Raw genomic sequence first — 13,732 nt, forward strand, 5'->3', positions numbered from 1 at the left:
ACGACGAACAGCTGGTTCAGCACAATATGTGGTGTTTCTGGCATTAGAGAAACGCTACATCTAGTCGTGCTGAACCGCTCAAGAGGAATTTTGCAAATCGCTCAAAGTTGACCATTCGACCTCTGCACCTTGTCTCGTTTCCGCGTCTGTTCCAGGGAAAACCTGCGCCGCTCAACACGTTCGATTTGAGTGACCTGCGAGTCGTGAACGACAATCTGTATCGTACCGTACTCCAGCCCTTCCAGGGATTGAAGCATATGTTTGAGCCACTGCGGGCCCTCATCCATCATGCGATGATTCAATGATTTTCCCCCCACTTCGCGTAACCACTGCACCGGTGATTAAGTCGTCGAGCGTCGTTTCATCCAAAACCCGCGCCACCGTCTCTCGAACCAAGATCCACAGCGGCTGCAACATACAGGCAGCTTCGAGCGGACATGGTTCATATGCAGTGACACTGGCACAACTCATGGGAGACAGTGGGCCCTCCAGGTTGCGTATCACGTCTCCAATGCAAATGCCCTTGGGAGAGGTTCGCAACATGTAGCCTCCATTCATTCCCCGCTTGCTCCTGACGTAACCCAGGTTCTTCAACTGCAACATGATTTGTTCGAGATAATTGCACGACACAAGTGTCATATCCGCAATTTCTCCAATCGTCAGAACCTCACCGCACGATTGGCCGAGCACAAGCAGCGCACGCAGAGCATACTCGCCGCGGCTAGACACTTTCACGGCCACCACCACCTATTCAACCATCTTGAGCATATTGGTCGTGATTCATGGTTGGTGCGTCGAAGGGCAAATGCCTAGAGCACGGTATGCGCCGTGGAGAGGAATGGTGAAAAGACGAATGTGGGGAAACGTGTTCCTGTTTTGATGTGAAATAAAACACCCGGCCCACTGGAACTTGTCCAGTGCACCGGGTGCTTACACGCGTTGTAACAAAATCATCATCGGCATGAGCGATGCGTAAGAATTTGCGAGCGTAGTTCGTCACTGTTCTTGCAATGCGCTAACAGGTTAGATCTTCCGTAACCGCACACTTTGAACTGCATGCGACGGTCCCTTTTCCAGAATCAAATCCGCGCGGTGCTTTGTCGGCAGGATGTTATCGCGTAAGTTGACACCGTTGACTTCCTTCCAAATGCGGCGCGCAAATGCGTCGGCTTCCTCGGCAGACATATGCGCGTACCGATGGAAATAAGAATTGGGGTTCCGGAAAGCGGTTTCCCTCAATGTGTGGAATCTCTCCAAATACCATCGTTGGATGAGTTCTTCCTCTGCGTCCACGTAGATAGAGAAGTCAAAGAAGTCAGATACAAACAATTGAGGACCGCGCTTTCGACCTGTGCGATTTGTCTGCAGGACGTTTAACCCTTCCAGAATCATAATGTCCGGTTGACGAACCACCTGATATTGGTCCGGAAGTATGTCATACTCAAGATGCGAATAGACCGGGGCCTTGACTTCAGGGGCTCCCGATTTGACAGCGGCTACGAATTCAATCAGCCTGCGCACATCATAGCTTTCCGGAAATCCCTTGCGGTTCATCAGCCCGCGTTGCTCCAGGACGCGGTTTGGGTACAAAAAGCCGTCCGTGGTGATTAAGTCCACCTTGGGATGATTCGGCCAACGCGCGAGCAGCGCCTGGATAATACGAGCCGTGGTGCTCTTTCCGACGGCCACACTGCCCGCAATCCCGATGATGTAGGGGACTTTCTGCGCCGGGTTCCCGAGAAACGTATTGGTCGCGGTAAACAATTTCTGCGTTGCACCCACATAGAGGTTGAGTAACCTGGATAACGGCAGATAGATGTCCGAAACTTCATCGAGCGATATCCGTTCGTTGAGACCACGTAGGCGTTCCAACTCTTCCTCTGTGAGCGACAGCGGCGTGGCCGCTCTCAGGCGGGCCCAATCGTCGCGGGTAAAGTATAAGTAGGGTGAAAAGACTTGATTCTTTTGCGACTTTTTGGTCATAATGGCAAGGCTCCTTCACGAACCATCATAAGGGCATGCACTTGGTACAGCGTACATCAACCCACTCCATCCACGCAACTACACACGCAGCCCGTATTGAGACTCTTGAATCTCACTTCCGCGGGTGGTGGACGGTGCAGCTACCATCCTCACACGCCGATGTACGCCCAAACACCCGCGACAATGCAAACCGATGCCTGGCAACAAAGCCGTACGCTGCGTCTGCCATCCAACGTACCGGTGGCACCGCGTACAGCCACACTATCTTTCGCCACACCGGGTGTAATCGACCAATCCTCACCAACGCGCCAGCCCCTCGATACACGCGGTTCTCATCCACCACGTGCAGAGATGCCTCAAGCGCCTGCTCCGTCAGTTCCGGATGGATCTCCTTGAGGTCCACGGTGCGAAAGTCCACGCCAATGACATTCGCACCGTACCGCTTGCGAATGTTCCCCATGGCCGCTCTGCACAGTCCACAATGACCATCGTACAGCACAGTGATTGGCTTCACAGGCCATTCCCCACGTTTCTCAGCGTCCGAGTAGAAAATTCTAAAACCGACACCGTTGCATATCGTTGTGTTGGAATACTGATCAGATCACTAGTGTACTCCGCAAGGACGCTCGACAAAAGGTCTGTGCGCTGAATCCTTCTCAATCTGTATGACTTGTCATTGCCCAGGAAACGCAGGAAAAGCGTGCTCGTCCGTCAGTCACAATGGTATTCTTTTCATATCCATGAAACGAAAGGAACGATGACCTCATGGTTTTCATCATCATCCTCGTCCTCTTACTGTTGCTACTGTTCATAGGCGGTTTATATCATCTAGCCCTGGCAGTTTGGGAACTCCGGCGTGGAGAAAACCGCACAGAATATGTCAGGCGCGCCATCGTGGGCGGCCTGCTGTTGGTTTTCGCCTTCATCGCTCCCTGGTTGATGTTCATAGTGGCGGGTATGGCGACGGGGATTCAGGCGCCCGTCATTCATTCCGTCGGATAGCCTGAAGCACACAGTCTACTGAGCCTACTTTCAATGTGACTCTATCTTCTCATCGTGCACCAGCTTGCCTGGGTTGAGGATGCCTTTGGGATCCAGCGTGGCCTTGATGGAGCGCATCAAGGCCAGGGCAGGGCCATGTTCGCGTTCCTGGTACTTGCGCTTCCCGAGGCCCACACCGTGTTCCCCAGTGCACGTTCCACCCAGCGACAGCGCATGATTCACCACCTCTTCGTTGAACGCGTTTGCCTTTGCCATGGAATCCGGGCTGTCCGGTTGCACCGCCATGCTCACATGGAAGTTTCCATCGCCCACGTGTCCAATGATGGCGCCGTCAATGCCCATCTTCTCCAACATCGCCTGTGCGTGCTGAATTGCATCGGGCAGTTTGGACAACGGCACGCAGACGTCTGTTGACATGTGCCCAAAACCGGGGTATTGGTGCATGAACGCGTAGACGGCGTTGTGGCGGATCTCCCAAAGCTCACGTCGCTGTGCTTCTTCCACTACAAAGTCAAACGCCGTGCAGCCTTCCTCTGACGCAATCTCCTGTGCGAATTGTACGTCGTACTCAATGCTTTCCGAGTTTCCATGGAACTCCACCAACAGGGTGGGCGCTACAGGGAAGTCCGTTCCTTTGTATTTGTTGAACGCTTGCACGTACGCCGGACTTACGTACTCCAACCGAGCCACCGGTACACCGCTGCCCACCATCGCGGTTGATGCCTGCACACACGCTTCAATGCTCGGGAAAATCACCTTCGCCGCGACAACTTTTTCGGGAAGCCCGTAGACGCGAAGCCAAAGTTCGGTGATCACGCCTAGCGTTCCTTCCGAACCGACGAATATCGGCGTGAGATTGTAGCCGGAGGATGACTTCGCCGCCAAGGTCCCCGTTTCAATCACGGTCCCGTCCGCCAGCACCACTTGCAGCGACCGCACGTTGTCTTTCATGGCGCCGAAGCGCACAGTGGTCGTGCCGCTCGCATTGGTCGCCGCCATGCCGCCAAGAGAGGCGTCGGAGCCTGGATCGACCGGGAAAAACAGGCCGTATGGGCGCAGCGCGTCGTTCAACTGGTTTTTGGTGACGCCCGGTTGCACCTTCACGAGAAAGTCGTTCGGGCGCACCTCGAGTATTTGGTTCATGCGCATCATGTCGAGGCTGATACCCCCGCGGATGGGGATGGCGTGCCCTTCCAGGCTGGTTCCAGTGCCAAATGGAACGACGGGGACTTCATGCTCCGCAGCGTAGCGAACCACCTTCACCACATCGTCCGTCGACTCGGCAAACACAACCACATCCGGCAGTGCTGGGGTGTGATACGACTCATCCCGACTGTGTTGGGCAAGAATGGACGCTCCAGTGGAAACCTGGTCTTTCGACAAGATGGAAACAAGATCTTCGTAGAGGGACATGAATGTGACGCGCCTCCCTGATTCACAACCTCCATGCGAACCCGCAAAATCGTGGTAAGGTTGTGATGATTTAGCGATTTGAAATGCCTCTCGAGTGGTTCGTCTCTATTTTGCAAATCGCTGGATAATGAGAATGACTCGCATGACGAGTTTGCTAGTTTTATTGTACACGATTTCGCGGCACATCTTGGGAGGACGGCAATTCCGCGATTACTCGGCCGCAACAAAGCGGAGCGATGCATCGAGGTGCTGAACGGGCAGTCCAGCGGGGTACGCCTTCGGCGCCTCGACAAACGGATACCAACGCACTTCCCCATGGCAGAGGCCAGCCAGGTGCGCCGTCCATTGTTCCACATGCGCCCTTTCGCCTTGAATGACCCAACACTCGACGCCCAGCGAAGTGGGCCCCACGTAATCCACGGACGCCAGGGCGGTGTTTTCAAACGGCACCGTGTACGGTCCCACCCGGTGCGATGTGTATCTGCGATGCACCACCAAGTAGGCAGGATAACGCACGGGATGCACCGGCTTCACTCGTGTGTGAACACAGCGCGGCTGGTTCGCAGTCGTTGCCAGACGAACCAAATCCTCTACGATGGCACTCGCCGTCGCGAAGGAGCCAGCGCCAGGCCCCGCGTACACGACTTGCCCCACGATGTCAGCATCCACGCACAGCGCGTTGTTCACGCCATCCACCGCGTACAGAGGATGGTGCGCGGGAACGAGAACGGGTCTCACGGACGCGTGAAGTACTTCGCCGTCATCCTCCGCCGTGGCAACCAAACGAATGCGACATCCAAGGCTTTCAGCCACTTCCATGTCCTGCGTGTCCACATCGGGAATGCCGACACACTCGATGTCGTCGGTCGCGACCTCTGTGGCGAAGGCGGACCTGCACAGGATTTGCAGTTTAAACCGGGCGTCCTGCCCCAGTACGTCAAACGATGGATCTGCCTCCGCGTAGCCGGCTTGTTGTGCTTCGGCAAGCGCCTCGGCAAATGTGACCCTGTCTTCGCGCATCCGCGTGAGGATGTAATTGGACGTGCCGTTCGCGATGGCGGTGACCTTCTGAATGCGGTTCGCCGCGAAGTAGTGATCCAGCGCGTGAAGTACGGGCACGCCGCCGAGGGCACTGGCTTCGCAGAGCACGGTCACACCGTTCGCCTGGGCGATGGCGTACAGTTCCCGACCGTAGGTGGCAAGCAATTCCTTATTGGCGGTGATGACGTGTTTACCTCGTTCCAGTGCGGTCTTCACGGCCTCAAACGCGGGGTCCACTCCGCCCATCGCTTCAATGACAATATCAATCTCCGGATGCTCGCACACGTCCCGCCAGTTGTCGCACAGCCACTCTCGTTGAACCGAGTCAACGCGCGAACGCTCCAGGTCCCGCACGGCGATTTTCACGATGTCGAACGACACGCCACAGTGTTGCAACAGATGATCTCGATTCTGCGACAAAGCGCTCACCACTCCGCCGCCAACAACTCCACACCCCAACAATCCGATGTTCCGCACGTTATGCACAGCGAGGCCCCCTTCTGAACATTGCAACTTTTCCATCCCGAGGCCTACTGCACCAAAACAAAACCGCCCCGGCGAGGAGCGGTTGTCTGCAATCGAACATTGCGACAAGGTCACTCCTCTCATCTCTCAGGCCAACCGTCGTTCGCCTGCAGGAATTGGCACCTCTCTGAAGGACATCCTTCAGTGGTTGCCGGGCTTCATCGGGCCAGTCCCTCCGCCGCTCTGGATAAGAGTTGTACCATATTATGTACATTGTAGTTTGGAGATACTATATCACCGCTCGCAAATCACGTCAAACGCCCAGCGATATGTAAAATTAGGACGAACACCTGGTTCAGCACAATTCGAAGTGTTTCAGGCAGTGATGAAACACATCATCGATGTGTGCTGAACCACTCTAGAGAAATTTTGCAAATCGCTCGAGTCATTCCCGTAACAAAGCGTCTTCCCGCTACCGCAAGATCCCTTCACTGTATTCATCTTTTCCTTGACAGCGCGCGGCATGTCCGCGAAACTTTATGAAAATGATTGATTTGCAAAATTTCAGTAGAGTCGTTCAGCAGTGCGCGACGTTGTGCTGAACCGCAATGTATCGTGATTTTGCAAATCGCTGAGGTGAAGGAGGTTTCGGTGGCATGAAACAGGAAGGGCGTCGGCACGGTGCGTGGCCGGGTCTGTTGCAAGCGTACGGAGAGTGGTTGCCACTGACGGACCGCACGCCGCGGCTTTCGCTGAACGAAGGCAATACACCGCTCGTGCTCTCGCACCGACTGAGTGAACGGACCGGTGCGAAGGTATATCTGAAACTGGAAGGGGCAAACCCGACCGGATCTTTTAAAGACCGAGGCATGGTCGTTGCCGTCGCAAAGGCATTGGAATCCGGGAGCAAAACGGTCATTTGCGCATCCACAGGCAATACTTCCGCGTCCGCGGCTGCGTATGCGGCACGGGCAGGAATGAACGCCATCATTCTCATTCCAGACGGCTACGTGGCCCTCGGCAAACTGTCACAGGCCATGGTGTACGGAGCCAAGATTATCGCCGTACGGGGCAACTTCGACGAGGCCTTGGCGATTGTGCACGAATTGGCGAAGACGCTACCGGTGACGGTGGTGAATTCGACCAACCCGTATCGGCTGGAAGGACAACAGACGGCCGCCTTCGAGATCTGCGACGCGCTTGGGGATGCTCCGGACAGGCTTTGTATCCCGGTGGGTAACGCAGGCAATATCAGCGCGTACTGGAAGGGCTTTTGCGCATACAGCGAGGCACAGTTGGTGAGCCACCGACCGAAGATGAACGGCTTTGAGGCCGAAGGCGCTGCCGCCCTGGTGAAGGGGCATCCCATTGAAACGCCCGAGACGTTTGCCACCGCCATTCGGATTGGCAAACCTGCGTCCGGGCATCTCGCGCTGCGCGCAGCTGAGGAGTCCGGCGGCCGCATTGACTTCGTCACCGATGACGAAATCCGCGCGGCATATCGACTGCTGGCCTCCGAAGGCATCTTTGCCGAACCCGCGTCGGCCGCTTCCGTGGCCGGGCTGCTGAAACTGCATCGACAAGGTGAGATCGCCGCTGGCGAGACCATCGTGTGCGTATTGACTGGAAACGGGTTAAAAGACCCGGACAGTGCCATCGCCACCGCAGTACAGCAACCGGAAGTCGTGAACTGCCATCGCCTAGATGTGGAAGCGGCCATTGGCGGCCTATTGAAATGAGCGATGTTACAAATCGCTCAAATCCACGTTGAACGAAACGCTGACAAGTCCAGTGGAAGGAGACGAACGCATCGTGGGCTCTGACCTTCGCACACCTCCTCGCATCCGCTTTCAAGTGCAGGTGCCCGCGACATCGGCAAACCTCGGCCCCGGATTCGATTGCATGGGCATTGCACTGTCCCTGTACAACGACATCGCAGTTGAAGTGGGGGTTCCGTTCGCGGTCGAAGTCTTCGGGGAATCGAGCAATCTGTTGCCCACCGACAGAAGCAACGCGGTGGTATGGGCCATGGACACGTTGTTGAACCGCGTCCAGAGCGACCTCGTGCCTAGAGAGTGGAAAGTGGTGTGCCACAACCGTATCCCTGTCGGGGCTGGACTCGGATCAAGCGCATCGGCGATTGTTGGAGGCTTACTGTTGGCGAATGCCTTGGTTTCCTATTTCGATCCGCCCCGCGCCCTTTCTCGAGCGGACCTTCTGAAAATCGCAACAGAGATGGAAGGACATCCCGACAACGTGACGCCGGCGTTCGAAGGAGGCGGTTGCCTGAGTATTCCAGACGACCAAGGCCACCGTACCATCCCACTGCCGATTCCGATGAACTTGCACTTTGTGGTGGCCGTACCGTATTTCACGCTGTTGACGGAAGAGTCGCGCCGCGTCTTGCCGGAGAACATCTCCCGGCATGACGCCGTGTACAACGTCGCTCAGGCATCGCGCCTGACCCTGGCCCTGGCGACCGGCGATTTGTCGCTGCTCAAAGGCGGCTTTGGCGACCGGCTGCACGAGCCGTACCGAAAAGCGCTCATTCCAGGGTATGCGGACGTGCGCCGATCCGCCTTGCAAGCAGGGGCCATTACCACCACGCTCAGCGGCGCAGGCCCATCGATGTTGGCGTGGTGTGACGACGAAAAGGTGGCATGGCGCGTCGCAGATCAGATGACACTCGCCTGGCGCGAACACAACGTGCCCTGCCGCAGTGAAGTATTCTCCATATCGCGGGAGCCTACTTCTGTGCGACAGTGTGATGGCTGACTTCCCCCTGCACCATTCCATTCGACCAATTGACAAAGGACGCATGCGGGTCTCCCCCACATGCGTCGTTTTTCGAATCGGCAATCTGTGATGCTTTACATCAAGGCTACGCTTGTACGCCAACTGTGCTGTCGTTGTAGTCGACCGGGCGCGTGGAATCCGTTCCTTTCGACACACCCAGTGCGTTGAACACAGCGGACAGAACTACTGTGACCACGAGGTTGACCACGAGCGCCCACACCGCAGCGTATCCTGAGAGGTTCCCCAACCAGGTGATGGTGTAGGTGGAACCTTGGAAGTGCAGTGACGCTTCCATCCAGGTTCCGGTCAGCATCCCTATGGCCCAACCGATGAGCAGTGCCCAGCGATGCAGCCAACGCGTGTACAAGCCGATGATGATGGTCGGCAGTGTTTGCATAATCCAAATACCGCCCAGCAGCTGAAGGTTGATGGCAAATTCGCCTGGCATGGCGACCACAAACAGCAATGCACCAACCTTTACCACGAGCGACACGAACTTTGCCACACTGGATTCGTGCTGCGGCGTGCAGTCTTTCTTGATGTACTCCCGGTAGATGTTGCGCGTAAACAGGTTTGCAGCCGCAATGGACATGATGGCTGCCGGAACCAGTGCGCCAATCCCAATGGCTGCGAAGGCCACGCCCGCGAACCAGTTTGGGAATTCCTTCAGGAACAGGAGCGGCACTGCGCCGTTGTTCGTCTTCGGATGCACGCCCGCTGCAATCGCCATGTAACCGAGCAGCGCGATGATGCCCAGCACAAATGAGTACGCCGGCAGGAGTGCGGCATTCCGCCGAATGACCTTGCCGCTGCTGGCGCTAAAGACACCGGTCAGAGAGTGCGGGTACAGGAACAAGGCGAGGGCGGAGCCCAAGGCCAACGTCGCGTACGCTGTATACGCTTTCGGACCAATCACAAACGCACCAGGCTTGGGACGTGCTGCCAAACCCTGTTGCGCCAGGTGGAAGATATTTGCGAATCCACCCAGTTTGATAGGAATGATGATGACGGCCGCAATGACTGTGATGTAAATCAAGAGATCTTTTACAATGGCAATCATCGCGGGCGCGCGAAGACCGCTCGTGTAGGTGTACACCGCCAAGATGATAAAGGCGACGATAATCGGCCATTCGCCCCCCAGTCCCATCGCCTCGAGGACCGTCTTCATGCCGACCAACTGCAGCGCGATGTAGGGCATCGTAGCCAAAATCCCCGTCACGGCAACGGCCAACGCCAGGCCGTGGCTGCCGTAGCGGCCACGGACGAAGTCGGCAACGGTGACATAGCCGTACTTTTTCGCCACCGCCCATAGGCGAGGCATGACCATGAACACCAACGGATACACGATGATGGTGTACGGCACCGCGAAGAAGCCAGTGGCGCCGGAACCAAACATTGTCGCTGGAACTGCGATGAACGTGTACGCTGTGTACAAGTCGCCCCCCAACAGGAACCACGTCACAATGGTTCCGAAACGGCGGCCGGCCAAGCCCCACTCATCGAGTAATGTGAGATCTCCCCGTCGCCACCGGGCTGCGACAAACCCGAGTACGGTCACCAACAGGAACAAAATGACAAATACGATGAAAGCAGGCCACTGCATGGTGAGCATCCCTTTCCCCAATATGGATTTGTCCAGATTCGTGCAACGCAAGGAAAACTAGTTCGTGGCTTTGTAGACAACGACGGTCAGCGCCGCACTGATCAGAACCCACAAAAATTGATACCAGTAGAAGTAGGGGATGCCCCACAGTTCCGGTTTCACCGACGCGTAAAACGGCGGATATAAGGTGGCGATAAATGGGATGATTAAGAGCACATACCACCCGTACTTCTTACCGTTGCGTCGTGGACTGTCCTCCATTCCGTCAACTCCTTTCTCCGCGGAATCTATCCCTGTGCGTTTAAACTTTTGCACTTATTAAAATATTGCGTGTTGATAGATTCCATGTCAAGGTCGCTGAGGCATCCACCTGTTCCAACGGCAGACCGAGCTGGCTCTTTGCAGACAGGATGTTCTGTTCTACGTGTGTCCGCCCACCCCGCTATTCTTGCCAAATCAACGCGTACACCGTGGCCGGACCGTGAACGCCGATGCTCAAGTCGTTTTCAATGTCGGACGAGCGACTCGGTCCAGAGATAAAGTGAATGGAAGATGGCAGATGACCACCGTGCTGTTGTAGAACCTCCGCCCAGACCTCACCCATCCTCGTCCGAATTTGACTCGATTTGATCAAGACGACGTGAACACTCGGCAACAGACTTACGGATCGCCCTTTGTGAATATCGCTCATCAACACCACGGTTCCTGTGTCGGCAATCGCGAAGTCACAACCTGTGATGCCCACGTCCACCTGCGCCATACGAGCGACCGAATTCGCACCGTCTGTACCCCAATACACGACTTCGCGTCCAGCGAGAACACGGTCTACATCGAACTCCGCCGTAAAGGCGCCGCTCCACATACCAACCGTCCGCGGCTGAAGTGTCTCCAGGAAACCAGATAATCCCTGTAACAGCGACGCCTTGGAATCATATACCACTGCAGAACCACCGAGTTTCTCCAACTCCACACAGAACTTTTCAAGCCGTTCCTCTTCCGGTAACGCATACGATTGCCAAAAGTCCGGTGCGCCCACCACGTCCCGCGCGGGTGCGGTGGTCAATGCGGACGAACGCCCGAGCCGTTTGGCGATTCCGGCGAAGAATTCATCCTCTCTCATACCTGGTCACCCCCATCCTCTCCACGTCTCCACGCCTGTTGCATGGACTGGAACCGCTCACGGAACGATGACTTGGCAAGTGCGGGTGCATGTCTGCTCTCTGTCCAACCCATGAGCGGACCCATGGTGGACTCGACGTATCCCTGGCGCAACAGGGGCTTCTGAGCCTTGCGGGCCAAGCGCATGACGCGTTTGTACCTGCCCGCCTTGGCAAACACCATCCGATAGCCCTGAAAGGCCATACGCTCTGCCCACTTCGTCCGCCCTTGCTCGACGTTTCTGCGGCGCAAAGCGACCAACATGTCGTGCAGCGGGATTTTCACGGGACAAGCCTCGTAGCAGGCGCCGCACAGGCTGGACGCGTACGGTAGATCTTGATAGGCCTCTCCCTGATTCAACAGCGGTGTCAACACCGCGCCAATCGGCCCCGGATAGACACTCCCGTACGCGTGGCCGCCAATGTGGCGGTAGACCGGGCAGACGTTTAAACACGCCCCACAGCGAATGCAATGCAAGACCTCCTGGAACTCGTCGTCACCGAGCTGCGACGAGCGCCCGTTGTCCAAAATGACAATGTGCAACTCGTCCGGACCATCCGCCTCCTCCGCCCTGCGCGGTCCCGTAATGACGCTCATGTACGTGGTGAGCTTTTGTCCCGTCGCACTCCTCGGCAGGAGGTTCGCCATCACTTCGAGATCTGCGAATGTGGGCAGTATACGCTCCATGCCCATGGTCACGATGTGGGTTTTGGGCAGTGTCGAAACCATGCGACCGTTCCCTTCGTTCGTGAACAAAACCACAGAGCCGGACTCCGCAATGGCGAAATTGCAGCCCGTCATCCCGACGTCTGCCCTAAGGAACTTGTCTCGCAACGCGCGGCGGGCAAAAGCCGTTAGGTCTTTCGTGTCCGTTGTCAGATTCGTTGCGCCGGCCGCTGTAAACAGGTCCTTGATTTGCGACCGAGTCTTGTGGATGGCAGGGATGATGATGTGGGAAGGCATTTCGCCGGCGAGTTGGATGATGTATTCCCCTAAATCGGTCTCCACCACCTCAATGCCTCGTTCTTGCAAGTGCTTGTTGATGTGAATCTCTTCGGACACCATCGATTTGGATTTCACCGCAAGCTTGGCTTGTTTCTTTTCCACGATTTTCACAATCGTTTGGGCTGCTTCCTCTGCATTCGCCGCAAAGTAGACGTGACCGCCGTGCGCCTGGACATTGTCGACAAACTGGCGGAGGTAATAGTCCAGGTGGGCGATGGTGTGGCTGCGAATTTGTCTTCCGCGCTCTCGCCATGCTTCCCAGTTGCCCAACTCTTCCGAAGACGCCGCCTTCCGCCCCCGCAATCGTTCGGTTGTAAAACGCACAGCCCCTCGCAAAAAGTCGTCTTGCAGCGCCAAACGGGACCTGTCCACAATGGTCGTCACTTGGATTGCATCCTTCTCTGTACTCACCGGGACACCACCTTTCCTTGCTGCATGCCTTCCCAAAGCAGTTCCGCCAAATGCATCACGCGCACAGGTTGACCCTGTTTGCGAAGGCGCCCACCGATGTTCATGAGACAACCCGCGTCCGTGCCGACCAGCACCTCTGCCCCACTTTCCACGACGCGATCCGCCTTTTCACTCACCATCGCCGTAGAAATGTCGTGCATCTTCACGGCAAACGTTCCCCCGAATCCGCAACAGTCGTTGGCACCTGTGAGTGGAACCAATCGCAAGTCTTGTACGTGGCTCAGGAGTTGCAGCGGCTCATCCTTCACACCGAGCAGCCGCAAACCGTGGCACGATGGATGATACGTCACTGTGTGCGGAAATCGGGCGCCGACATCGGTCACATTGAGGATGTTCACCAGGAATTGAGACAACTCAAAGGTTTTGTCAACCAGCGCCCGGGCGCGGGCGGAATCGATGGGATGGTCCTGAAACAGCTGAGGGAAGTAGTGATGAATCATACCCGTGCAAGATCCCGAAGGACTTACGACATAATCCGCACCGTCGAACGCATCGAGCAGCGTCTTTGCGGCTGCCCTCGCTTCTTTCACGTAGCCGCTGTTGAACGCCGGTTGGCCGCAACAAGTCTGGCTTTCAGGAAGATCCACGTCGACGCCGTAATGGTGCAGAATTCGGACCATGGCCTCCCCAACGTTCGGGAAGAAGTTGTCCACGAGACACGTGATGAATAGTGAGACTTTCAACGTTGGCTCACTCCCATGAAGCTGGCATGTCCATGCAATACAGATGATAAGGGGCTGTTTTCGCTCATCAGCGATTTGCAAAATAACGACGAACAACTGGTTCAGCACAATA

General features: G+C 56.2%; 14 protein-coding genes and 1 riboswitch. Of the genes, 3 read left to right on the forward strand and 11 right to left on the reverse strand.

Translation table 11 applies throughout. The annotated features are described in order from the left end of the window. Nucleotides 1-101: 101 nt before the first annotated feature. From YWK_RS0107965 to YWK_RS20910, 4 genes are all read right to left on the reverse strand, one after another. Complete coding sequence (locus tag YWK_RS0107965) at nucleotides 102-302, reverse strand: YezD family protein (protein WP_342664236.1); 201 nt, start codon at nucleotides 300-302, stop codon at nucleotides 102-104. After that, a complete protein-coding gene (locus YWK_RS0107970) occupies nucleotides 280-735 on the reverse strand; it encodes an RrF2 family transcriptional regulator (protein WP_026964388.1) in 456 nt (151 codons plus the stop codon). The genes YWK_RS0107965 and YWK_RS0107970 overlap by 23 nt, the downstream gene beginning before the upstream one ends. A 288-nt stretch (nucleotides 736-1,023) precedes the next feature. Next, nucleotides 1,024-1,983 (reverse strand): type I pantothenate kinase, encoded by a 960-nt coding sequence (coaA, locus tag YWK_RS0107975; protein WP_026964389.1) that lies wholly within the window; start codon nucleotides 1,981-1,983, stop codon nucleotides 1,024-1,026. Nucleotides 1,984-2,095: 112 nt separating this feature from the next. Continuing rightward, complete coding sequence (locus YWK_RS20910) at nucleotides 2,096-2,497, reverse strand: thiol-disulfide oxidoreductase DCC family protein (protein WP_051375354.1); 402 nt, start codon at nucleotides 2,495-2,497, stop codon at nucleotides 2,096-2,098. A 251-nt stretch (nucleotides 2,498-2,748) separates the two neighbouring features. Between YWK_RS20910 and YWK_RS0107985 the strand changes: the two genes are divergently transcribed. Further along, nucleotides 2,749-2,985 carry a hypothetical protein gene (locus tag YWK_RS0107985; protein ID WP_026964390.1) on the forward strand — a complete coding sequence of 79 codons (237 nt, stop codon included), beginning with the start codon at nucleotides 2,749-2,751 and terminating at the stop codon, nucleotides 2,983-2,985. Between the two features lie 30 nt (nucleotides 2,986-3,015). On the opposite strand, the gene YWK_RS0107990 is transcribed toward YWK_RS0107985, so the two are convergent. Both YWK_RS0107990 and YWK_RS18890 read right to left on the reverse strand, forming a co-directional pair. Continuing rightward, nucleotides 3,016-4,398, reverse strand: a complete 1,383-nt coding sequence (locus YWK_RS0107990) for an FAD-binding oxidoreductase (protein ID WP_026964391.1) — start codon at nucleotides 4,396-4,398, stop codon at nucleotides 3,016-3,018. Between the two features lie 210 nt (nucleotides 4,399-4,608). After that, nucleotides 4,609-5,925, reverse strand: coding sequence for a homoserine dehydrogenase (locus YWK_RS18890; RefSeq protein ID WP_051375355.1), 1,317 nt, complete (start codon nucleotides 5,923-5,925; stop codon nucleotides 4,609-4,611). A gap of 116 nt (nucleotides 5,926-6,041) precedes the next feature. Further along, nucleotides 6,042-6,158, reverse strand: a riboswitch (SAM riboswitch). 402 nt (nucleotides 6,159-6,560) lie between these two features. Here YWK_RS18890 and thrC point away from each other — a divergent pair. Further along, complete coding sequence (thrC, locus tag YWK_RS0108000; protein WP_026964392.1) at nucleotides 6,561-7,643, forward strand: threonine synthase; 1,083 nt, start codon at nucleotides 6,561-6,563, stop codon at nucleotides 7,641-7,643. Nucleotides 7,644-7,716: 73 nt separating this feature from the next. Next, nucleotides 7,717-8,679 carry a homoserine kinase gene (gene thrB / locus YWK_RS18895; protein ID WP_051375356.1) on the forward strand — a complete coding sequence of 321 codons (963 nt, stop codon included), beginning with the start codon at nucleotides 7,717-7,719 and terminating at the stop codon, nucleotides 8,677-8,679. Between the two features lie 106 nt (nucleotides 8,680-8,785). On the opposite strand, the gene mctP is transcribed toward thrB, so the two are convergent. From mctP to YWK_RS0108030, 5 genes are all read right to left on the reverse strand, one after another. Then, on the reverse strand, nucleotides 8,786-10,303 hold the full coding sequence (gene mctP / locus YWK_RS0108010; protein ID WP_026964393.1) for a monocarboxylate uptake permease MctP: 1,518 nt from the start codon (nucleotides 10,301-10,303) through the stop codon (nucleotides 8,786-8,788). A 57-nt stretch (nucleotides 10,304-10,360) separates the two neighbouring features. Further along, nucleotides 10,361-10,564: a DUF3311 domain-containing protein gene (locus YWK_RS0108015; RefSeq protein WP_026964394.1), complete on the reverse strand. Its 204-nt coding sequence runs from the start codon at nucleotides 10,562-10,564 to the stop codon at nucleotides 10,361-10,363. 181 nt (nucleotides 10,565-10,745) lie between these two features. Further along, nucleotides 10,746-11,423 carry a LutC/YkgG family protein gene (locus YWK_RS22650; protein ID WP_026964395.1) on the reverse strand — a complete coding sequence of 226 codons (678 nt, stop codon included), beginning with the start codon at nucleotides 11,421-11,423 and terminating at the stop codon, nucleotides 10,746-10,748. Continuing rightward, entirely contained in the window at nucleotides 11,420-12,877 is a 1,458-nt protein-coding gene (locus YWK_RS0108025) for a LutB/LldF family L-lactate oxidation iron-sulfur protein (RefSeq protein ID WP_026964396.1), read from the reverse strand. The genes YWK_RS22650 and YWK_RS0108025 overlap by 4 nt, the downstream gene beginning before the upstream one ends. Then, nucleotides 12,874-13,620, reverse strand: coding sequence for a (Fe-S)-binding protein (locus YWK_RS0108030; protein WP_026964397.1), 747 nt, complete (start codon nucleotides 13,618-13,620; stop codon nucleotides 12,874-12,876). Before YWK_RS0108030 ends, YWK_RS0108025 begins: the two co-directional genes overlap by 4 nt. Nucleotides 13,621-13,732: the final 112 nt, after the last annotated feature.

The organism is Alicyclobacillus pomorum DSM 14955, from assembly GCF_000472905.1.
GTDB lineage: Bacteria > Bacillota > Bacilli > Alicyclobacillales > Alicyclobacillaceae > Alicyclobacillus_A > Alicyclobacillus_A pomorum.

Excerpts from the sequence above, each read along its gene's own strand:
- coaA (WP_026964389.1), bottom strand. The coding sequence starts at position 1,983 with ATGACCAAAAAGTCGCAAAAGAATCAAGTCTTTTCACCCTACTTATAC.
- mctP (WP_026964393.1), bottom strand. The coding sequence starts at position 10,303 with ATGCAGTGGCCTGCTTTCATCGTATTTGTCATTTTGTTCCTGTTGGTG.
- YWK_RS0108015 (WP_026964394.1), bottom strand. The coding sequence starts at position 10,564 with ATGGAGGACAGTCCACGACGCAACGGTAAGAAGTACGGGTGGTATGTG.
- YWK_RS0107985 (WP_026964390.1), top strand. The coding sequence starts at position 2,749 with ATGGTTTTCATCATCATCCTCGTCCTCTTACTGTTGCTACTGTTCATA.
- thrC (WP_026964392.1), top strand. The coding sequence starts at position 6,561 with ATGAAACAGGAAGGGCGTCGGCACGGTGCGTGGCCGGGTCTGTTGCAA.
- YWK_RS0107990 (WP_026964391.1), bottom strand. The coding sequence starts at position 4,398 with ATGTCCCTCTACGAAGATCTTGTTTCCATCTTGTCGAAAGACCAGGTT.
- YWK_RS22650 (WP_026964395.1), bottom strand. The coding sequence starts at position 11,423 with ATGAGAGAGGATGAATTCTTCGCCGGAATCGCCAAACGGCTCGGGCGT.